Genomic DNA, 21,084 nt, shown 5'->3' with positions numbered 1-21,084 from the left:
AACTCTGTAAAAAGCTTAATCGTTAATCGTCGCCACTGGCGCATTGAATATTCGCCATTTCCTGATGCTCATTCACACAAATCAGAAGATGGCTGTGATCCATTTATCAAAATTGACTGGGTTTATCGCGAGGATAAATAAAAATGTTATTTAGTATACAGCTTCTCATAATATTAATATGTCTGTTTTATGGTGCCCGAAAGGGCGGGATCGCGCTCGGGTTGTTGGGCGGTATTGGTCTGGTCATTCTGGTGTTTGTTTTCCATCTCCAGCCAGGTAAACCGCCCGTTGACGTAATGCTGGTCATTATCGCGGTAGTCGCCGCGTCGGCGACGTTGCAGGCGTCAGGCGGGCTGGATGTGATGCTGCAGATTGCCGAAAAGCTGCTGCGTCGCAACCCCAAATACGTCTCTATTGTGGCGCCGTTCGTCACCTGTACCCTGACGATTCTGTGTGGGACAGGCCACGTGGTCTACACCATTTTGCCGATTATCTATGACGTGGCGATCAAGAATAATATCCGTCCGGAACGTCCAATGGCGGCCAGTTCTATCGGCGCGCAAATGGGCATCATCGCCAGTCCGGTTTCCGTCGCCGTTGTTTCTCTGGTAGCGATGCTGGGCAACGTGACATTTGACGGAAAACATCTGGAGTTCCTCGATCTGCTGTCGATCACCATCCCGTCTACCCTGCTCGGTATCCTGGCAATCGGTATTTTTAGTTGGTTCCGCGGTAAAGATCTGGATAAAGACGAAGCGTTTCAGAAATTTATTTCCGTACCGGAAAACCGTCAGTACGTGTACGGCGATACCGCGACGCTGCTGGATAAAAAACTGCCGAAAAGCAACTGGCTGGCGATGTGGATCTTCCTGGCGGCGATTGCCGTGGTCGCTCTCCTGGGCGCGGACTCCGACTTACGTCCAACCTTCGGCGGCAAACCGTTGTCGATGGTGCTGGTCATTCAGATGTTTATGCTGCTGACCGGGGCGCTCATTATCATCCTGACCAAAACCAATCCTGCGTCTATCTCAAAAAACGAAGTTTTTCGTTCCGGTATGATTGCGATTGTCGCGGTATACGGGATCGCCTGGATGGCGGAAACCATGTTCGGCGCGCATATGTCGGAAATTCAGGGCGTGCTGGGCGAAATGGTCAAAGAGTATCCGTGGGCCTACGCCATCGTTCTGCTGCTGGTCTCCAAGTTTGTTAACTCCCAGGCAGCGGCGCTGGCGGCGATTGTTCCCGTCGCGCTGGCTATCGGTGTCGATCCGGCGTATATCGTGGCCTCTGCGCCGGCATGTTATGGCTACTATATCCTGCCGACCTACCCAAGCGATCTGGCGGCGATTCAGTTTGACCGTTCCGGCACAACCCGTATTGGCCGCTTCGTCATTAACCACAGCTTCATTCTGCCGGGTTTGATTGGCGTGAGCGTCTCCTGCGTCTTTGGCTGGATCTTTGCCGCAATGTACGGATTCCTGTAATGGCCGCGCGCGCCGCCCGGTTATGCGCGGCGCGCGACTTAGAGCCTGGCCCGTGAGGCTCTTAATACATTTTCTTACTATTAGGCTGGAAGCACATGTCGAAAAAAGAGTTTATCTATCAGGCGCCTTTCCCGATGGGAGAGGACAAAACAGAGTATTATCTGCTCACCTCCGATTATGTCAGCGTCAGTGAATTCAACGGAGAATCTATCCTCAACGTTGAGCCGCAGGCGTTAACGTTGCTGGCTCAGCAGGCCTTCCATGATGCGTCTTTTATGCTCCGTCCTGAACACCAGCAGCAAGTCGCCGCCATTCTCAATGACCCCGAAGCCAGCGAAAACGACAAATATGTGGCGTTGCAATTCCTGAGAAACTCCGAGATCGCCGCCAAAGGCATTCTGCCGACCTGCCAGGATACCGGCACGGCGATTATCATGGGTAAAAAAGGCCAACGCGTCTGGACGGGCGGCGGCGATGAAGCCGCGCTCTCCAAAGGCGTGTTTAATACCTATATAGAAGATAACCTGCGCTACTCGCAGAACGCGCCGCTGGATATGTACAAAGAGGTCAATACCGGCAGCAACCTGCCAGCGCAAATCGATCTCTATGCCGTCGATGGCGACGAGTACAAGTTCCTTTGCGTGGCGAAAGGCGGCGGTTCAGCAAACAAAACGTATCTCTATCAGGAGACCAAAGCGCTGCTCACCCCAGGCAAGCTGAAAAACTTCCTCGTTGAGAAAATGCGCACGCTGGGCACCGCGGCCTGTCCGCCATACCATATCGCCTTTGTCATTGGCGGCACCTCGGCGGAAAGCACGCTGAAAACCGTTAAGCTCGCCAGCACCCACTATTACGACGCGCTGCCGACGGAAGGTAATGAGCACGGCCAGGCATTCCGCGATCTCCACCTGGAACAGGAACTGCTGGAAGAAGCGCAAAAACTTGGCCTCGGCGCCCAGTTCGGCGGGAAATATTTCGCCCACGATATTCGCGTCATTCGCCTGCCGCGTCACGGCGCTTCCTGTCCGGTGGGGATGGGCGTCTCCTGCTCGGCCGACCGTAACATCAAAGCGAAAATCAACCGCGAAGGCATCTGGATCGAAAAACTGGAACACAATCCGGGCCAGTATATTCCGCCAACGCTGCGTCAGGCGGGCGAAGGCGACGCGGTGAAAGTCGATCTCAACCGTCCGATGAAAGAGATCCTCGCCCAGCTATCGCAGTACCCGGTCTCGACTCGCCTGTCGCTGACGGGCACCATTATCGTAGGTCGCGATATCGCCCACGCGAAGCTAAAAGAGCGTATTGAATCCGGCGAAGACCTGCCGCAGTATATTAAAGACCATCCCATCTATTACGCAGGCCCGGCAAAAACCCCGGCAGGTTATCCATCTGGCTCATTAGGCCCCACCACCGCAGGTCGAATGGACTCTTATGTCGATCTACTGCAATCCCACGGCGGCAGTATGATCATGCTGGCGAAAGGCAACCGTAGTCAGCAGGTCACGGATGCCTGTAAAAAACATGGCGGCTTTTATTTGGGCAGTATCGGCGGCCCGGCGGCGGTACTGGCACAGCAGAGCATTAAGCATCTGGAGTGTGTCGAATATCCGGAACTCGGCATGGAAGCTATCTGGAAAATTGAAGTAGAAGATTTCCCGGCCTTTATCCTGGTGGATGACAAAGGCAACGATTTCTTCCAGCAGATTGTCAGCAAACAGTGCGCTAACTGCGCGAAATAACCTGGCAGGCCCGGCGTTCTCCCGGGCCGCGTTATCGGTTAATTGCCGGATGGCGCTACGCTTATCCGGCTTATCCGGCCTGCACGAGAGATCATGCTCACGCTTTTACATCGCTGGTCGCTACCACAGAAATCGCCGGGCTATCCGGCTGTTCGACGAATGGCGGCGTTTTCCGGTATTTATCCAGCAGGTGGATCTGAATCTTGCGCAGCATGTCGCCGTTCAAACGGTAGTAGCGGAAGTAGAGAACCAACGTCATCATGAAAAACAGTACCGGCAGGACAATCATAATAAACTGCATCCCCTGCAGGGTTTGCGCAGACTGCGCCACGTTCGGCGTGTAGCCAATCAGCCCCAGCACCAGAGCGATAAAGAACGCCGCAAACGCCGAGCCGCCCTTCACGACCATCGTCTGTACGGAATAAGCGATACTCTCGCAGCGAATATTGAGCTTAAATTCCCCATAATCGACCGTATCCGCCACCATGATTACCTGAAGCACCCAAAAGAGCGCGGTCCCGATATTCAGGAAAATACCCGCCGCCACGATTAAAGCGGCATTATGGACATCCGCCAACGCCATCGCGAAGAGCCCTGCGCAACTCAGAACGGGCATCACGGAGGCGCCCGCCCACAATATCCGCCGCGATAACATTTTCACCAGCCGGGGGAAGACAATCAGCGTCAACAGATTCGCCGCGCCGGCGTAAGTAAAGGTAATAGGGAAAAAGATCGGCATCGCCAATCACATAGGTGAAGTAGTAGATCGCAAAGCCATTGATAATATTGGAGGCAATGTTATACGCCAGCGCCATTCCCAACAGGCAAGAGAGCTGATCGTTTTTGTATATCAATCCAACGATCGTTTTTAACGTCAGATGTGGGCGGCCCGCCGTTACACCGTTGTCGGAGGAGTACACCTCATGTACGTTGCGTAATGTCACGATAGTCGAGGCGATAAAAAACGCAATCAGTACCAGCGTAAACATCTGAAAGCCGAACCCACGATCCGCTCCGCCAACGTAGTTCACAAACGGCAGCGTTATACCGGCAGTGACGAAGCCAGCCAGACTGGCGAAGAAACGCGGGAACGGCACCAGTTGTTCGCGTTCTCGCTTATCAAGCGTAATGGTCGGCACCAGCGACCAAAATGGGATATCCATAATGGTATACGTCATGCCCCACAGGATGTAAGTTACGCAGACAAATACAACCTGCGCGGTTCCCTCAAAAAGATGGGCGCTGAACAGCAGGAAAAGCACCAGCGAATTGGTTAAGGTGCCGATCAATATCCACGGCTTAAATTTCCCCCACCGCGAACGCGTGGCGTTGACAATCCAGCCCATGATGGGATCGTTTATCGCATCCCAGATTCGCGCGACCAGAAAGAGGGTGCCGACGAGGCCGACCGAAAGTCCCACCACATCGGTGTAGTAATACATCAGGTACATATACACAATGCCGATGGCGAAATCCTTACCAAACGCACCGAACCCGTAACTCAGCTTTGTTGTCAGAGAGATGCTCATAGGGTACCGGGTCGCTGTTACCAGCGCCCGCCTTCTGTTAGTAGAGGTTAAACGCCGGATCTGCCGTCCAGCGCGGCTGGAGATTAACGGCGTAACCAGGCCGGAAGCCAGTCGCCATGCGCGGCGATCAGCTCGTCAACCAACGCATAGATTTCTTCGATACCCAGCACCGCCGCGGTATGAGGGTCCATCATCGCCGCGTGATACACGCGATCGCGGTTTTCCGTGAGGATGGCTTCGGTCAACAGCGTTTGCACGTTGATGTTGGTCTGCATCATCGCCGCCAGATGAGAAGGGATCGTCCCCACCTTCGTCGGTTGAATGCCGTTGGCATCCACCAGACAAGCCACTTCCACGCAGCTTCCCTGCGGCAGGTTATCAATCAGCCCCTCGTTACGCACATTGCCGTAAATCACGCTCGGCTCGCCGGTCCACAGAGCGTTCATAATGGTGCTGGCGTACTCGCGGGACGGTTTGATGTCGATACGCTCGGCGGTTTTATACTCCTCCAGCTCTTTATGCCAGTTCGCCAGTTGTTCTACGCAGCGTTTCGGATATTCATCCAGCGGCACCTTGTAACGTGCAATCAGATCCTCGCGTCCCGGTTTAATAAACCACGGCGTGTACTCGGCAAAATGCTCTGATGACTCGGTGACGAAGTAGCCCAACTTTTTGAACATCTCGTAGCGCACAATGTTCTGGCAGCGTTCATTGCCGTGAATATTGGGCTTCGGCGCCTGTCCGGCGTCATAGGCCGCCAGCAATTCAGGATAGAGATCGACATAAGTCCCGTCAGCCGTTTTGCGCTCCAGTTCCAGGTAAAACGCCATGTGGTTAATGCCGGCGCAGCGGTAGCGCAGCGAGGCGGGATCGATATTCAGGTCGCGCGCCAGTTCTTCCGCCGTTCCCTGTACCGAATGGCACAGGCCGACCTGTTTGATATGAGGATAGCGGGCATACATCGCCCAGGTATTCATCGCCATCGGGTTGACGTAATTGAGCATGGTGGCCTTCGGACAGACTTCCATCATGTCTTCGCAAATCCGCCACAGATGCGGGATGGTCCGCAGCGCGCGCATGATGCCGCCCGGCCCCAGCGTATCGGCGATCGTCTGTTCCAGGCCATGACGCTTACAAACCTCAAAATCGGTCACGGTGCAGGGTTCATAGCCGCCAATCTGAAAGGCGACCACCACGAAATCCGCATCCTGTAGCGCCGCTTTCTGGTTGGTATGGCAGGTAATCCGGCCAGAAGCGCCCGCTGAGTCCATCAGTTTCCGTACCACAATGTGCGACTCTTCCAGCCGGGTTTCGTCAATATCCATCAGGGCGACATGCGCTGATTTTAGCGCCTCGCGGTGAAACACATCGCCGAGGATATTTTTGACGAAAATCGTAGAACCTGCGCCGATAAAGGTAATTTTGGGTGCCGTCATCATGACTCTCCAGAACAGTAGTGAACACCTTCATGGTGGCACGCGTTCCCGGTGAAAACCTCCGTCTTCCCCGATGAGCATTCCCGAAAACTCAGATCGTATGCTGGCGCGCGGAAGATCTGAGTTTTTGGGACAAAATGGCGTAAAAAGCAGAGTATTCGGCCTGATAGTCAGGCTACGCTCTACAATATCGACGGATTCTGTGTCCGGATTCCCGGTTTCCTCCCGGCTAAAGGGGCATAATTCTGATAATTCAGGAAATGGAGTGACGATGAGTACGCAAGCAATATCCCTCCTCCCGCCCGACCCGCACATGTGCAACGGCGATGAAAAGCAAACCCGTAGCCCGCTGTCGCTCTATTCCGAATATCAACGACTGGACGTTGAACTGAGGCCGCCGCACAGAATGGCCAGCAGTCACTGGCATGGGCAAGTAGAAGTGAATGTTCCGTTTGACGGCGATGTGGAGTATTTAATCAACAATGAAGTCGTGCAGATAAAGCAGGGGCATATCACCCTGTTTTGGGCCTGTACGCCACACCAGCTTACCCGCCCCGGCAACTGCCGCCAGATGGCGATTTTCAGTTTGCCGATGCACCTGTTTCTCTCCTGGCCGCTGGATCGCGATCTTATCAACCACGTCACGCACGGGATGGTGGTTAAATCACTGGCGACCCAGCAGCTTAGCACCTTTGAAGTGTTGCGCTGGCAGCAGGAAACAAGCAGCCCGAATGAGCAAATTCGCCAGTTGGCGATCGATGAAATCGGCCTGATGCTTAAACGCTTTAGCCTTTCCGGCTGGCAGCCCATTTTGCTCAATAAAACATCACGCACCCACAAGAATAGCGTCTCACGCCATGCGCAGTTTTACGTAAGCCAGATGCTGGGATTTATTGCCGATAACTACGATCAGGCGCTCACCATTAACGACGTCGCGGAGCATGTCAAACTCAATGCTAATTACGCGATGGGAATATTCCAGCGGGTTATGCAATTGACGATGAAGCAGTACATCACGGCGATGCGCATCAATCACGTACGTGCCTTATTGAGCGATACTGACAAAACGATCCTCGATGTCGCTCTGACTGCCGGGTTCCGATCCAGCAGCCGTTTTTACAGTACTTTTAGCAAATTTGTCGGCATGTCGCCGCAACAATACCGCAAGCTAAGCCAGCAACGACGCCAGACGATGCCCGGCTAAAGCCGGATACCACTATCAGCCAAAAAAATAATTCACCTGTCGATAAACGGCGGGTGAAATCGCTCGCTATCAATAATTAACCCATTGTTTATTAAACAATAATATCAATAACTGACCATTATTCCATCACTTTACACCCCCTATTTGACGGGGTAATACTTGCCCACGTCACATTCATACGGCGGGTCGGCAAGGCGTAAATTGCACGGCCTCCACAACCGGGTAAAAGATGATGAAAGTATTAATTGTTGAAAGTGAGTTTCTGCATCAGGACACCTGGGTTGGCAACGCGGTTGAGCGTCTGGCGGATGCCTTGAGCCAACAAAATGTTACCGTCATTAAATCGACATCCTTCGATGACGGCTATGCCATCTTGTCCGCGAACGAAGCCATTGACTGTCTGATGTTTAGCTACCAAATGGAACAACCGGATGAGCACCTGAGCGTCAGGCAATTGATCGGTAAGCTTCACGAGCGTCAGCAAAACGTGCCCGTTTTCCTGTTAGGCGACAGGGAAAAAGCGACGGCATCGCTGGACCGCGACCTGCTGGAGCTTGTCGATGAATTCGCCTGGATTCTGGAAGACACCGCTGACTTTATCGCCGGACGCGCCGTTGCCGCCATGACCCGGTATCGTCAGCAACTGTTACCGCCGCTGTTTAACGCGTTGATGAAATACAGCGACATTCATGAATATTCATGGGCGGCGCCGGGACACCAGGGCGGCGTCGGTTTCACTAAAACGCCTGCCGGTCGCTTTTATCACGATTATTATGGCGAAAACCTGTTCCGCAGCGATATGGGGATTGAGCGTACCACGCTCGGTTCACTCCTCGACCATACCGGCGCGTTTGGCGAAAGCGAGAAAAATGCCGCCCGCGTATTCGGTGCTGACCGCTCCTGGTCCGTGGTTGTCGGGACCTCCGGTTCTAACCGTACTATTATGCAGGCCTGTATGACGGATAATGATGTCGTTGTACTGGATCGTAACTGCCATAAATCCATCGAGCAGGGGCTGATCCTCACTGGGGCCAAACCGGTATATATGGTGCCAAGCCGTAACCGTTACGGCATTATCGGGCCAATCTACCCGCAGGAAATGCAGCCTGAAACCTTGCAGAAAAAAATCAGCGCCAGCCCGCTGACCAAAACTAAAGCCGGACAGAAACCGTCTTACAGCGTAGTGACCAACTGTACCTATGACGGCGTATGCTATAACGCCAAAGAGGCGCAGGATCTGCTGGCAAAAACCAGCGATCGCATTCACTTCGACGAAGCATGGTACGGCTATGCGCGCTTCAACCCGATTTATTGCGATCACTACGCGATGCGCGGCGAGCCAGGCGACCATAACGGTCCGACTGTGTTTGCCACCCACTCCACGCACAAACTACTGAATGCGCTTTCACAAGCTTCCTACATTCACGTCCGTGAAGGCCGTGGCGCGGTGAATTTCTCCCGCTTCAACCAGGCATATATGATGCATGCCACCACCTCTCCGTTATATGCCATCTGCGCATCCAACGATGTGGCGGTATCGATGATGGACGGTAACAGCGGTCTGTCCCTGACTCAAGAGGTGATTGACGAAGCAGTTGATTTCCGTCAGGCGATGGCGCGTCTTTATAAAGAGTTTACCGATGAAGGCGACTGGTTCTTTAAACCGTGGAATAAAGACGTCGTCACCGATCCACAAACCGGTAAAACGTATGACTTCGCCGACGCGCCGGCAAAACTGCTGGCCACCGACCAGAACTGCTGGGTCATGCGCCCCGGGGAAACCTGGCACGGCTTTAAAGACCTGCCGGATAACTGGAGTATGCTGGACCCGATTAAAGTCAGTATCCTGGCGCCGGGTATGGGCGACGATGGCGAACTGGAAGCATCCGGCGTACCTGCTGCGCTGGTCACAGCATGGCTTGGCCGCCACGGTATCGTGCCGACCCGCACCACCGACTTCCAGATTATGTTCCTGTTCTCTATGGGGGTAACTCGCGGGAAATGGGGAACGCTGATCAACACGCTGTGTTCCTTCAAACATCATTACGACGCGAATACGCCGCTGGCGCAGGTGATGCCGGAACTGGTGCAGGATTATCCTGACACTTACGCGAACATGGGTATTCATGACCTGGGCGATAAAATGTTTGCCTGGCTACGTGAAAATAACCCGGGCGCCCGTCTCAACGCCGCCTATTCCACCCTGCCGGTTGCGGAGATTACCCCGCGCGACGCCTACAACGCGATCGTGAACGACAATATTGAAATGGTGGCGATTGAAAATCTACCGGGTCGCATTGCGGCGAACTCCGTTATTCCTTACCCGCCAGGCATCCCGATGCTGCTCTCCGGCGAAAACTTTGGCGATGAAAACAGTCCGCAGGTGGGTTACTTACGCTCACTGCAATCCTGGGATCATCACTTCCCTGGCTTTGAGCATGAAACCGAAGGCACGGAAATTATTGATGGCGTATATCACGTTATGTGCGTGAAAGCCTAATCACAAAGAGTCTTTTTTTTGAGGATGGCATGTATTCCCTGAGTATTGCTGCAAAACAATAATACTGTCATACCTTTTTGCGCGGGCCCCATCCCGCGCTTTTTTTATACAAAAATGACAAGTTTCCACTCGCGTACAACTTTTTGTACACCCTAATTCATCGTACAAATATTGTAATATTATTCAGGAAAGTTATTTTAGTGCAGTTTCAATTCATCACACAATTGACTCAGTCCCCGTTATCTCTCCCGTTTGGCGAGATCCGGTCTTTTATGTTCATATTCCAGGAGTTCGGGTATGAGGATTTGCAGCAACGAGCCTTGCATAGTGTTATTAACCGAAAAAGATACATGGTTACGAGTAAATGGTAAGGAGCCAATCAGTTTAAAAGCGAATCATATGGCCATTCTGGCTTGTGAAAATAACGTTATTGACATTTCATCATTAAATAGCGTGCTAGTAATACAAGTGAGTCGCAATAATATTAAAGACTATTTACAATTCCTGAATAAAGATCTCTCACACCTTCCCGTCTGGCAACGCAACGCCGATCCCTTATTGACCGCCAACTGTCTGACGCCGGATATCTTCAGGGTCGCCGCCCGCTACAGCGCGATGGAAGCACCGGATGAAATTGTTAGTGAACGTACCCGTGCGCTCCTTTTCACCGTTTTATCCCGCTTTCTTGACCACAAAAAATTTATTTCTTTGTTAATGCACATGCTGCGCAGCCGCATCAGTGACAGCGTTTACCACATCATTCAGAGCGATATTCATAAAGACTGGAATCTGAGCGCCGTTGCCAGTTGCCTGTGCCTGAGTCCAAGCTTGTTAAAGAAAAAGCTCAAAAACGAGAATACCAGTTATAGCCAAATAATCACGACCTGCCGAATGCGTTATGCCGTAAACCAATTATTAATGGACGGAAAGAATATCTCTCAAGTCTCACAGCTGTGTGGGTATAACAGCACATCGTACTTTATTTCCGTGTTTAAAGAGTTTTATGGTATGACCCCCCTGCATTATGTTAGCCAACATCGGGAACGATCGGCTGCCTAATTTTTCTACACTCAACGATAAGACACGATAATAACAGCATTGGCGATAACCCGTCTCCGACATAATTCAGCGGCATTCTGAGGGGGTATGATACGACGTAATTTATCGTAACGAAGTCACCTTTTCAGGAGTCCAAATTATGTCTTCGGATGCTGATGCTCACAAAGTGGGCCTAATCCCCGTCACCTTAATGGTATCGGGGAATATTATGGGTTCAGGGGTATTCTTACTCCCTGCCAACCTGGCGGCCACTGGCGGGATTGCAATCTACGGATGGCTGGTCACTATCATCGGCGCCCTGGCGCTGTCGATGGTTTATGCCAAAATGTCGTCCTTAGATCCCAGTCCCGGCGGTTCCTATGCCTACGCACGCCGCTGCTTCGGGCCGTTTTTGGGCTATCAAACGAACGTGCTGTACTGGCTGGCATGCTGGATCGGTAATATCGCGATGGTCGTTATCGGCGTCGGCTATCTGAGCTATTTCTTCCCGATTCTGAAAGATCCGCTGGTATTAACGCTTACCTGCGTCGCGGTGCTGTGGATTTTTGTTCTGCTGAACATCGTCGGGCCGAAAATGATTACCCGCGTACAGGCCGTCGCCACCGTACTGGCGCTGGTGCCTATCGTAGGGATTGCGGTCTTCGGCTGGTTCTGGTTTAAAGGCGAAACCTATATGGCGGCCTGGAACGTGAGCGGCATGAATACCTTCGGCGCAATTCAAAGCACGTTGAACGTTACGCTGTGGTCATTCATCGGGGTAGAAAGCGCCTCCGTTGCGGCCGGTGTGGTCAAAAACCCGAAACGCAACGTGCCTATCGCCACCATCGGCGGGGTACTGATCGCCGCCGTCTGCTATGTACTCTCCACAACGGCGATTATGGGGATGATCCCCAACGCGGCGCTGCGTGTATCGGCATCGCCTTTCGGTGACGCGGCGCGTATGGCGCTGGGCGATACCGCAGGGGCTATTGTTTCCTTCTGTGCGGCAGCGGGTTGCCTGGGCTCTCTCGGCGGCTGGACGCTGCTTGCCGGTCAAACCGCAAAAGCGGCGGCGGACGATGGTCTCTTCCCGCCGATCTTCGCGCGGGTTAATAAAGCCGGTACGCCAGTGGCTGGGTTGCTTATCGTCGGCGTGCTGATGACTATCTTCCAGTTCAGCAGTATGTCGCCGAACGCCGCGAAAGAGTTTGGTCTGGTCTCCTCCGTGTCGGTTATCTTCACCCTGGTGCCTTATCTTTACACCTGTGCCGCGCTGTTGCTGTTGGGCCACGGTCACTTTGGTAAAGCGCGCCCGCTGTATCTGCTGATCACCTTCGTCGCGTTTGTGTATTGCATCTGGGCGGTCATCGGTTCCGGCGCCAAAGAAGTGATGTGGTCGTTCGTCACGTTGATGGTGATCACCGCGCTGTATGCGTTGAACTACAACCGCATTCACAAAAACCCGTATCCGCTGGATGCGCCGGTTAAACAGGATTGACCACGTGTAGTTAATGTTATCGCAACAGGCCGGATAGCGCAGGTTATCCGGCCACCACCAACATTAAGTTCTTAAGGTTCACTTAATTTTACTTTGTCACGATTAGCGTCACCGAATCGATGGACGCATCAACATGTTAAAGCGCTTTCTTAAAAGACCTGTTCTTGGGCAAATCGCCTGGCTTCTGCTTTTTTCCTTTTATATTGCCGTCTGCCTGAACATTGCGTTCTACAAGCAGGTACTACAAGACCTACCGTTAAACTCGCTGCGCAATGTGCTGGTGTTTATTTCCATGCCGGTCGTCGCGTTTAGCGTGGTCAATAGTGTGCTGACGCTGGCCTCATTTATTTGGCTAAACCGACTGCTGGCCTGCGTTTTTATTCTGGTCGGCGCTGCCGCGCAGTATTTTATTTTGACTTACGGCATCATCATCGATCGTTCCATGATCGCCAATATGATGGATACCACGCCCGCGGAAACCTTTGCGCTGATGACGCCGCAAATGGTGCTGACGCTGGGATTAAGCGGCGTTCTGGCAGCCGTGATTGCCTTCTGGGTCAAAATCCGTCCGGCGACGCCGCGCTTACGTAGCGGGCTTTACCGCCTGGTCAGCGTCCTGATCTCTATTTTATTAGTTATTCTGGTCGCCGCCTTTTTCTATAAAGATTACGCCTCGCTATTTCGAAATAATAAACAGTTGATCAAAGCGTTAAGCCCATCGAACAGTATTGTCGCCAGTTGGTCATGGTATTCGCATCAACGGCTGGCGAATTTGCCGCTGGTACGCATTGGCGAGGATGCCCATCGCAATCCATTAATGCTGAAAGGCGATCGCAAAAACCTGACGATTCTCATCGTTGGCGAAACCTCGCGCGGCGATGATTTCTCTCTTGGCGGCTATCCGCGCGACACCAATCCGCGGCTGGCGAAAGACGATGTGATCTATTTCCCGCATACCACCTCTTGCGGTACGGCGACCGCGATCTCCGTTCCCTGCATGTTTTCTGATATGCCGCGCAAACATTATGACGAAGAGCTGGCGCATCACCAGGAAGGGCTGCTGGATATTATCCAGCGCGCGGGGATTAACGTACTGTGGAATGATAATGACGGCGGCTGTAAAGGCGCATGCGATCGCGTTCCGCATCAAAATGTCACCGAACTAAACCTGCCCGGACAATGTATCGACGGCGAGTGCTACGATGAAGTGTTATTTCACGGTCTGGAAGACTATATCGACCATTTGAAAGGCGATGGCGTTATTGTACTGCATACCATCGGCAGCCACGGCCCAACCTATTACAACCGTTATCCACCGCAGTTTAAAAAATTTACCCCAACCTGTGACACTAACGAAATTCAGAACTGTTCCCAACAGCAGTTGATCAACACCTATGATAATACCGTGCTGTACGTGGACTATATTGTAGATAAAGCCATTAACCTGCTGAAATCTCATCAGGATAAATTCACCACCAGCCTGGTCTATCTTTCCGATCACGGCGAATCATTGGGTGAAAATGGCGTTTATTTACACGGTTTGCCGTATTCCATTGCGCCGGATACGCAAAAACATGTCCCGATGCTCATTTGGCTTTCTAAAGATTATCAACAGCGTTATCAGGTGGATCAGGCCTGCCTGCAAAAACGGGCGAGCACGCTGGATTATTCACAGGACAATCTTTTCTCAACCATGCTGGGATTAACCGGCGTACAAACGACGTATTACCAGGCCGCAGATGATATTCTGCAACCGTGCAGGAGACTAAGCGAATGAAGATACTGATTGTTGAAGACGACACGCTATTATTACAGGGGTTAATACTCGCCGCGCAAACCGAAGGCTATGCGTGTGATGGCGTTTCGACAGCGCGTGCCGCCGAGCATAGTCTGGAGTCTGGTCATTACAGTCTGATGGTGCTGGATTTAGGGCTGCCCGATGAGGATGGCCTGCATTTCCTGACGCGAATCCGACAGAAAAAATACACCCTGCCGGTACTCATTCTGACCGCCCGCGATACGCTCAACGATCGCATTACCGGGCTGGATGTCGGCGCAGATGATTATCTGGTTAAACCCTTCGCCCTGGAGGAGTTGCACGCCCGCATCCGCGCGCTGCTGCGCCGCCATAATAACCAGGGTGAAAGTGAACTGACGGTTGGCAATCTGACGCTCAATATAGGCCGCCATCAGGCATGGAGGGATGGACAGGAACTGACCCTGACGCCTAAGGAGTACGCGTTGCTCTCACGATTGATGCTCAAGGCAGGCAGTCCGGTGCACCGGGAAATTCTTTATAACGATATCTACAACTGGGATAACGAACCCTCGACCAACACTCTGGAAGTGCATATACATAATTTGCGCGACAAAGTCGGCAAGTCGCGCATTCGCACGGTTCGCGGGTTTGGCTACATGCTGGTTGCCACTGAGGAAAGCTAAGTGAGCCTGATGCGTTTTCAGCGAAGAGCGATGACCCTTCGCCAGCGTTTAATGCTGACAATTGGTCTTATTCTGCTGGTGTTCCAGTTAATCAGTACCTTCTGGTTATGGCATGAAAGCACTGAGCAAATCCAATTGTTCGAGCAGGCGCTGCGGGATAATCGCAATAACGATCGCCATATCATGCACGAAATTCGCGAGGCGGTCGCCAGCCTGATCGTCCCCGGCGTATTTATGGTTAGCCTGACGCTGCTAATTTGTTACCAGGCGGTACGGCGTATTACCCGTCCGCTCGCCGAACTGCAAAAAGAGCTGGAAGCGCGGACGGCGGATAATCTGGCGCCGATCGCCATTCACAGCTCCACGCTTGAGATTGAGTCCGTCGTCTCGGCGATCAATCAACTGGTTACGCGTTTGACCACCACGCTCGACAATGAACGCCTTTTTACCGCCGATGTGGCCCATGAGCTACGCACGCCGCTGTCGGGGGTGCGTTTGCATCTGGAATTATTGTCAAAAACCCACAATGTTGATGTCGCGCCGCTTATCGCCCGTCTTGACCAGATGATGGATAGCGTCTCCCAGCTTCTGCAACTGGCGCGCGTGGGCCAGTCATTCTCTTCCGGGAATTATCAGGAAGTAAAACTGCTGGAAGATGTGATCCTCCCCTCCTACGATGAGCTGAACACCATGCTGGAAACGCGCCAGCAAACTCTGTTGCTGCCGGAAAGCGCGGCGGACGTGGTGGTGCGCGGTGACGCGACATTACTGCGTATGCTGTTGCGAAATCTGGTGGAAAACGCGCATCGCTATAGCCCTGAAGGAACCCATATCACTATCCACATTAGCGCCGACCCCGACGCTATTATGGCGGTCGAAGACGAGGGGCCGGGTATTGATGAAAGCAAATGCGGGAAGCTAAGCGAAGCGTTCGTGCGGATGGACAGCCGTTATGGCGGAATTGGCCTGGGGCTGAGTATCGTCAGCCGCATCACCCAGCTACATCAGGGACAGTTTTTCCTGCAAAACCGTACGGAAAGAACAGGCACCCGTGCCTGGGTGCTGTTGAAAAAGGCATAACAGGCGTTTAATACGTCGTGACCCACACATAGATAAAACTGCTGACAATCAGCACACTACACAGGGTCGTCAAACTTTTATAAATATAGCTTTTCATGACGCTCTCCTCCAAAGGTATGGAGGAGAGTATGCCCGCGAGAGATTAAGCGAACCTTAAGCGCGAAATTTATTCATCGATACGCGGATGTTGCTGTACCAGACGCGAACGTTTGACCTGCAGCTCCGCAATTTCCTGATCGATGTCGTCGATTTTCTGCTCAATATTATCGTAATGCTCGCCCAGAATTTCCTTCGCTTCCTGGATGTCCGACGCCGCTGGCGTTGCGCCTTTTAGCGGACGATTGGCCGTCTCTTTCATGGAAATACCGGTAATCAAGCCTATCACCGCGATGACCATCAAATAATACGCCGGCATCATCAGATCCTGCGAGCTTTCCACCAGCCAGGCCGCCAGCGTTGGCGTCAGACCGGCAATCAATACAGAGATATTAAAAGCCGCCGCCAGCGCGCTGTAACGAATATGCGTCGGAAACATCGCCGGCAATGTCGAGGCCATCACCCCGGTAAAGCAGTTCAGAATCACCGCCAGCATCAACAAACCGGCAAAAATCAGGCCAATAACGTTACTGTTAATCAGGATAAAGGCCGGGATCGCCAGCGCGAACAGCGCAATGCTGCCCATAATCACAAACGGACGACGACCGAAACGGTCGCTCAGCAGCCCCATCACCGGCTGCACAAACAGCATCCCGATCATAATGGCGATGATAATCAACACGCCGTGATCTTCAGAATAGTGCAGGTTATGCGACAGGTAGCTCGGCATGTAGGTGAGCAGCATGTAGTAGGTCACGTTGGTGGCAATCACCAGACCGATACATGACAACAGGCTACGCCAGTGTTTGGTGGCAATCTCTTTAAAGGAGACTTTCGGCCCATCCTGCAACCCTTCGCGGTCGCCCTGCTCCAGTTTATCCACGTGCTGCTGAAACGCTGGCGTCTCTTCCAGCGCATGGCGTAAGTAGAGACCAATAATCCCCAATGGCAGGGCGATAAAGAACGGAATACGCCAGCCCCACTCAAGGAAATTCTCCTCGCCGACAATCGTTGAGATTAAGACCACCACGCCCGCGCCCAGCACGAACCCGGCGATGGAACCAAAATCCAGCCAGCTTCCCATAAATCCGCGTTTACGATCCGGCGAATATTCCGCGACAAAGATCGACGCGCCGGTATATTCCCCGCCAACCGAGAAGCCCTGCGCCATTTTACACAGCAACAACAGTATTGGCGCCCAGATACCGATCGTCGCGTAAGAGGGGATTAACCCGATACAGAAGGTACTGATCGACATAATCACAATCGTGATCGCCAGGATCTTCTGGCGCCCGTATTTATCGCCGAGCATACCAAAGAATAACCCGCCGAGCGGACGAATCAGGAAGGGAACGGAAAACGTGGCCAGCGCGGCAATCATCTGGACGCTGGGATCGGCGCCGGGGAAAAAGACTTTACCCAACGCGTAGGCAACAAATCCATAAACACCAAAATCAAACCACTCCATCGCGTTGCCCAGCGAGGCGGCGGTAATCGCTTTGCGAAGTTTACCATCATCAATGATGGTCACATCGCCCAGTGTAATCGGTTTTATTTTTTTCCTTTTCAGCATAGCTGTCCTCATAGGCTAAGCCCTGTAGCGCTATATACGGCGGGCACTGGCATACCGCGCCAGCGTCGCCGTCGAGCGGAGGGAGGGGCGCGAACGCTATCCCTCATACAAGCGTAGCAGGTTTACTTACACTGTCCGGTTACGGACTGTACAACCGAACCTGTTGACGCCTGAATGGGCAGTTAATGACCTTTTTACCCTAACAGGGTTTAAATATGTGATCAACTTCACACATATATGTCAATTCGGTCAAAAGGTGTAAATAAGGACGCCCTAATGCGCTGTGGTGACAGTAAAAAAGCGGTTATTTGAGTGTAAACCATTGCTGACTGGCGTGGCGCAGACCCTTTTATAAAAGCGGCAATAGTCCCGACAACGCTAAGGATTTTGTGTATAATTGCGGCCTTTTTCGGCGATCTGCCATTTTTGGGCGCGTTTGCCCCCGCTGACTTTTTGAGGATACCAACATGTCATTACCCCACTGCCCGCAATGTAACTCCGAATATACCTACGAAGATAACGGCATGTTCATCTGCCCGGAATGCGCTCACGAATGGAACGATGCGGAACCCGCTCAGGAGAGCGATGAGCTGATTGTCAAAGACGCCAACGGCAACCTGCTGGCGGACGGCGATAGCGTCACCATCGTGAAAGATCTGAAAGTAAAAGGCAGCTCTTCCATGCTGAAAATCGGCACCAAAGTGAAGAATATTCGTCTGGTTGAAGGCGACCATAACATCGACTGCAAAATCGATGGTTTTGGCCCGATGAAACTGAAATCCGAGTTCGTGAAAAAGAACTGATTTACCGTGTCATTGCCCGGTAGCGCCTCGCTTACCGGGCCTGAGCGGCCCTGCCACCGACAATATTGTGCCAATTTCGAACTACACTTAACGAGCATCTCTTACCTGAGGTAACCATCATGCCGTTAAGTCCCTATCTCTCTTTTGCCGGCAACTGTGCCGACGCCATCGCGTATTATCAACAAACGTTAGGCGCAGAACTGCTTTATAAACTCAGCTTCGGTGAAATGCCCCCCTCGGCGGCGGATAACGAAGAGGGCTGCCCGTCAGGAATGCGCTTTCCCGATACTGCTATCGCCCACGCCAACATGCACATTGCCGGCAGCGATATCATGATGAGTGATGCCAGCGCGTCGGGAACGGCGCATTATTCCGGCTTTACGCTGGTGCTTGATACCCAGGATGTAGCAGAAGGGAAGCGCTGGTTTGATAACCTTGCCGCACAAGGGCAAATCGAAATGGACTGGCAGGAGACTTTCTGGGCGCAGGGTTTCGGCAAGGTCAGCGATCGTTTCGGTGTGCCGTGGATGATTAACGTGGTTAAACATCAGCCTGCCACCTAACTCCCCGGGAGGCTCGCCCTCCCCCTTGCCATCAGAGTGATCTTTGGCTGCACGTTATCCGCCGTTTAACTGTCATAGAATAAATAATGACGGTAGTTTGCTACAGTCTGCCGAAAGATGGTTGATCCTGATGAAGCATCGGGAGGACATTATGTCAGTCTGTGAATTACGCCACGCGACAACAGAGGATACCGATTCTGTTTACGCGCTTATCTGTGAGTTACTTAAAAATGAGCTTGATTATCAGGCTTTCAGGGATGGATTCGCCGCTAATTTACTGGACCCCAACTTTCATTATCGTTTAGCGCTGCGCAACGGAGAGGTAGTCGGCATGATCAGCCTGCATATGCAGTTTCATCTCCATCATGCCAACTGGATTGGCGAAATTCAGGAGCTGGTGGTATTACCGCCGATGCGGGGACAAAAAATTGGCAGTCAGCTTCTGGCCTGGGCAGAAGAAGAAGCACGTCAGGCGGGCGCCGAGCTAACGGAGCTTTCCACAAATATTAAACGCCGCGATGCACACCGTTTTTATCTTCGCGAAGGTTACAAGCAAAGTCATTTTCGGTTTACGAAAGCATTGTGATCTGGCAGCCGTCATCGGGAGATAAGGCATAACGTAATCAGCCATCACCGGGTGAAGTAGCGGAGTCATCTCAATTCTACTGTCGACAAGCCTGGATAAAGGTTAAACGGGCTGACTCGCTTCTTTAGCAAAAATGGCCCTTTTAAGTTGTAGAAATGTAAATTTATTGTCAACGAACTACACTTTTCTCTTTGGCATCACCGGGAGGGTTGCCTGAAAATCCCGGGATGAGGTTTTCTTAGAAGGACAGTGACGTTATGTTCGCAGCAATCATTATCGGTATTTTTATTATCAGCGTCATTTATGCGCATTCACGCGGGGTGGAAAAACAAAAACTTTCCCGTCAGCTCTTTGACCACTCGACGTTTATGGCGCCGATCAATATGTTCATGACTCGCTTCTCAACGTTACCGGCAAAGCAGCCGTACTTTGATACCACGGCATTTCCAGAGCTGCAGAAGCTGACAGAAAACTGGCAGGTGATTCGTGAAGAGGCGCTACGGCTTCAGCATCACATAAAAGCCGCGCAGGCCAATAACGACGCCGGATTCAACACCTTTTTCAAGCGCGGCTGGAAACGGTTTTACCTTAAATGGTATTCCGATGCCCACCCGTCGGCGGAAACGTTATGCCCGATAACGACAAAGCTGGTCAACAGCGTCCCCTCTATTAAAGCGGCGATGTTCGCCGAGTTGCCTCCCGGAGCCTATCTGGGAAAACATCGCGACCCCTATGCCGGTTCAGTACGTTACCATCTTGGATTAAGCACACCGAATGACGACCGCTGTTTTATTGAAGTTGATCGACAGCGCCATAGCTGGCGCGACGGCGAAGCCGTCATCTTCGACGAAACCTACGTTCATTGGGCGGAAAATAAAACTGAGCAGACGCGTATTATCCTCTTTTGCGATATTGAGCGTCCAATGAAATGGCGCTGGGCGCAGAGCGTAAACCACTGGGTCGGCGCATCGTTGATGTCCGCCGCCAGTTCGCCAAACGACGAGAACGATCGCACCGGTGCGATTAATCGCATCTTTAAATACGTTCACGCAGCACGCGATGCCGGGCAACGGCTGAAAAAGAAAAACCGCACTCTCTATTACGCGCTGAAATATCTCGTTATTGCCGCTATTTTTGCCGCGATAATCCTTTTCAGCCTCCTCTGAAGCCGGGCCGCGGTATGGCACTGCCTGCCGCGGCCTGTTCTATCCTGGCGTTAGTCTCAACGCGTTCCCTGGCCTTGAGTCTATCCATCCGGGTAATTTCCACTTCAGGCAGAGCAGATTGCCGGATGGCGGCTCCGCCTTATCTGGCCTGCGCTCAGCGTTTCTCCCCATAATAAATGTCATGCGGCATTTTCTTTCGACACGTCAAAACTGACGATAGCCTGTTTTTCGTCAGGGTTTTGAGCAAAATTCGCCCGTAATATCAGGGAAAGCCCATACTAAAAAAGTGGCATAAAACATGCATACTGAGGGCGACAGCGCGTATGCGCGATTTGATTAACTGG

General features: G+C 52.3%; 16 protein-coding genes and 1 pseudogene. 13 read left to right on the top strand and 4 right to left on the bottom strand.

Annotated elements, in window-relative coordinates:
- The first annotated feature begins 143 nt into the window (after positions 1 to 143).
- Positions 144 to 1,484, top strand: coding sequence for an anaerobic C4-dicarboxylate transporter DcuB (gene dcuB / locus ACLJZ5_RS17890; protein WP_000899149.1), 1,341 nt, complete (start codon positions 144 to 146; stop codon positions 1,482 to 1,484).
- A 95-nt stretch (positions 1,485 to 1,579) separates the two neighbouring features.
- Entirely contained in the window at positions 1,580 to 3,226 is a 1,647-nt protein-coding gene (gene fumA, locus ACLJZ5_RS17885; RefSeq protein WP_024798108.1) for a class I fumarate hydratase FumA, read from the top strand.
- 97 nt (positions 3,227 to 3,323) lie between these two features.
- On the opposite strand, the pseudogene melB reads toward fumA, so the two are convergent.
- Together melB and ACLJZ5_RS17875 are read right to left on the bottom strand one after the other, a co-directional pair.
- Positions 3,324 to 4,755, bottom strand: a pseudogene (gene melB / locus ACLJZ5_RS17880) (melibiose:sodium transporter MelB).
- An 83-nt stretch (positions 4,756 to 4,838) separates the two neighbouring features.
- Positions 4,839 to 6,194 (bottom strand): alpha-glucosidase/alpha-galactosidase, encoded by a 1,356-nt coding sequence (locus tag ACLJZ5_RS17875; RefSeq protein WP_024798109.1) that lies wholly within the window; start codon positions 6,192 to 6,194, stop codon positions 4,839 to 4,841.
- Positions 6,195 to 6,462: 268 nt separating this feature from the next.
- On the opposite strand from ACLJZ5_RS17875, the gene melR reads away from it, so the two are divergent.
- From melR to pmrB, 7 genes are all read left to right on the top strand, one after another.
- The gene (gene melR / locus ACLJZ5_RS17870; RefSeq protein ID WP_000106992.1) at positions 6,463 to 7,395 is read left to right on the top strand and encodes a transcriptional regulator MelR; all 933 of its coding nucleotides are present in this window, start codon (positions 6,463 to 6,465) and stop codon (positions 7,393 to 7,395) included.
- 232 nt (positions 7,396 to 7,627) lie between these two features.
- On the top strand, positions 7,628 to 9,895 hold the full coding sequence (gene adiA, locus ACLJZ5_RS17865; RefSeq protein ID WP_001538051.1) for an arginine decarboxylase: 2,268 nt from the start codon (positions 7,628 to 7,630) through the stop codon (positions 9,893 to 9,895).
- A gap of 297 nt (positions 9,896 to 10,192) precedes the next feature.
- A complete protein-coding gene (locus ACLJZ5_RS17860) occupies positions 10,193 to 10,954 on the top strand; it encodes an AraC family transcriptional regulator (protein WP_001217074.1) in 762 nt (253 codons plus the stop codon).
- 139 nt (positions 10,955 to 11,093) lie between these two features.
- A complete protein-coding gene (adiC, locus tag ACLJZ5_RS17855; protein WP_000093130.1) occupies positions 11,094 to 12,431 on the top strand; it encodes an arginine/agmatine antiporter in 1,338 nt (445 codons plus the stop codon).
- Positions 12,432 to 12,564: 133 nt separating this feature from the next.
- Positions 12,565 to 14,208: a phosphoethanolamine transferase EptA gene (gene eptA / locus ACLJZ5_RS17850; protein WP_000919294.1), complete on the top strand. Its 1,644-nt coding sequence runs from the start codon at positions 12,565 to 12,567 to the stop codon at positions 14,206 to 14,208.
- Positions 14,205 to 14,873 carry a two-component system response regulator PmrA gene (pmrA, locus tag ACLJZ5_RS17845; RefSeq protein WP_000697899.1) on the top strand — a complete coding sequence of 223 codons (669 nt, stop codon included), beginning with the start codon at positions 14,205 to 14,207 and terminating at the stop codon, positions 14,871 to 14,873. Before eptA ends, pmrA begins: the two co-directional genes overlap by 4 nt.
- Before the next feature lie 9 nt (positions 14,874 to 14,882).
- Positions 14,883 to 15,953, top strand: a complete 1,071-nt coding sequence (pmrB, locus tag ACLJZ5_RS17840) for a two-component system sensor histidine kinase PmrB (protein WP_001212189.1) — start codon at positions 14,883 to 14,885, stop codon at positions 15,951 to 15,953.
- Between the two features lie 7 nt (positions 15,954 to 15,960).
- On the opposite strand, the gene pmrR is transcribed toward pmrB, so the two are convergent.
- Together pmrR and proP are read right to left on the bottom strand one after the other, a co-directional pair.
- Positions 15,961 to 16,050: an LpxT activity modulator PmrR gene (pmrR, locus tag ACLJZ5_RS17835; protein WP_000844399.1), complete on the bottom strand. Its 90-nt coding sequence runs from the start codon at positions 16,048 to 16,050 to the stop codon at positions 15,961 to 15,963.
- A gap of 69 nt (positions 16,051 to 16,119) precedes the next feature.
- The gene (proP, locus tag ACLJZ5_RS17830) at positions 16,120 to 17,622 is read right to left on the bottom strand and encodes a glycine betaine/L-proline transporter ProP (protein WP_000919710.1); all 1,503 of its coding nucleotides are present in this window, start codon (positions 17,620 to 17,622) and stop codon (positions 16,120 to 16,122) included.
- A gap of 467 nt (positions 17,623 to 18,089) precedes the next feature.
- Here proP and ACLJZ5_RS17825 point away from each other — a divergent pair, with 467 nt between their 5' ends.
- From ACLJZ5_RS17825 to lpxO, 4 genes are all read left to right on the top strand, one after another.
- Complete coding sequence (locus ACLJZ5_RS17825; RefSeq protein ID WP_000056482.1) at positions 18,090 to 18,425, top strand: zinc ribbon domain-containing protein YjdM; 336 nt, start codon at positions 18,090 to 18,092, stop codon at positions 18,423 to 18,425.
- A 119-nt stretch (positions 18,426 to 18,544) separates the two neighbouring features.
- A complete protein-coding gene (gene yjdN / locus ACLJZ5_RS17820) occupies positions 18,545 to 18,988 on the top strand; it encodes a VOC family metalloprotein YjdN (protein WP_024797348.1) in 444 nt (147 codons plus the stop codon).
- 151 nt (positions 18,989 to 19,139) lie between these two features.
- Complete coding sequence (phnO, locus tag ACLJZ5_RS17815; RefSeq protein WP_024797347.1) at positions 19,140 to 19,574, top strand: aminoalkylphosphonate N-acetyltransferase; 435 nt, start codon at positions 19,140 to 19,142, stop codon at positions 19,572 to 19,574.
- Positions 19,575 to 19,831: 257 nt separating this feature from the next.
- Entirely contained in the window at positions 19,832 to 20,740 is a 909-nt protein-coding gene (gene lpxO / locus ACLJZ5_RS17810; protein WP_000457033.1) for a lipid A hydroxylase LpxO, read from the top strand.
- The last annotated feature ends 344 nt before the right edge of the window (positions 20,741 to 21,084 follow it).

This window comes from Salmonella sp. 5800, assembly GCF_046558195.1.
Lineage (GTDB): Bacteria > Pseudomonadota > Gammaproteobacteria > Enterobacterales > Enterobacteriaceae > Salmonella > Salmonella enterica.
This window is presented reverse-complemented; position numbering and strand designations above follow the sequence as displayed.

Coding starts and splice junctions, on each gene's coding strand:
- dcuB (WP_000899149.1), top strand. CDS start 144: ATGTTATTTAGTATACAGCTTCTCATAATATTAATATGTCTGTTTTAT.
- fumA (WP_024798108.1), top strand. CDS start 1,580: ATGTCGAAAAAAGAGTTTATCTATCAGGCGCCTTTCCCGATGGGAGAG.
- ACLJZ5_RS17875 (WP_024798109.1), bottom strand. CDS start 6,194: ATGATGACGGCACCCAAAATTACCTTTATCGGCGCAGGTTCTACGATT.
- melR (WP_000106992.1), top strand. CDS start 6,463: ATGAGTACGCAAGCAATATCCCTCCTCCCGCCCGACCCGCACATGTGC.
- adiA (WP_001538051.1), top strand. CDS start 7,628: ATGAAAGTATTAATTGTTGAAAGTGAGTTTCTGCATCAGGACACCTGG.
- ACLJZ5_RS17860 (WP_001217074.1), top strand. CDS start 10,193: ATGAGGATTTGCAGCAACGAGCCTTGCATAGTGTTATTAACCGAAAAA.
- adiC (WP_000093130.1), top strand. CDS start 11,094: ATGTCTTCGGATGCTGATGCTCACAAAGTGGGCCTAATCCCCGTCACC.
- eptA (WP_000919294.1), top strand. CDS start 12,565: ATGTTAAAGCGCTTTCTTAAAAGACCTGTTCTTGGGCAAATCGCCTGG.
- pmrA (WP_000697899.1), top strand. CDS start 14,205: ATGAAGATACTGATTGTTGAAGACGACACGCTATTATTACAGGGGTTA.
- pmrB (WP_001212189.1), top strand. CDS start 14,883: ATGCGTTTTCAGCGAAGAGCGATGACCCTTCGCCAGCGTTTAATGCTG.
- pmrR (WP_000844399.1), bottom strand. CDS start 16,050: ATGAAAAGCTATATTTATAAAAGTTTGACGACCCTGTGTAGTGTGCTG.
- proP (WP_000919710.1), bottom strand. CDS start 17,622: ATGCTGAAAAGGAAAAAAATAAAACCGATTACACTGGGCGATGTGACC.
- ACLJZ5_RS17825 (WP_000056482.1), top strand. CDS start 18,090: ATGTCATTACCCCACTGCCCGCAATGTAACTCCGAATATACCTACGAA.
- yjdN (WP_024797348.1), top strand. CDS start 18,545: ATGCCGTTAAGTCCCTATCTCTCTTTTGCCGGCAACTGTGCCGACGCC.
- phnO (WP_024797347.1), top strand. CDS start 19,140: ATGTCAGTCTGTGAATTACGCCACGCGACAACAGAGGATACCGATTCT.
- lpxO (WP_000457033.1), top strand. CDS start 19,832: ATGTTCGCAGCAATCATTATCGGTATTTTTATTATCAGCGTCATTTAT.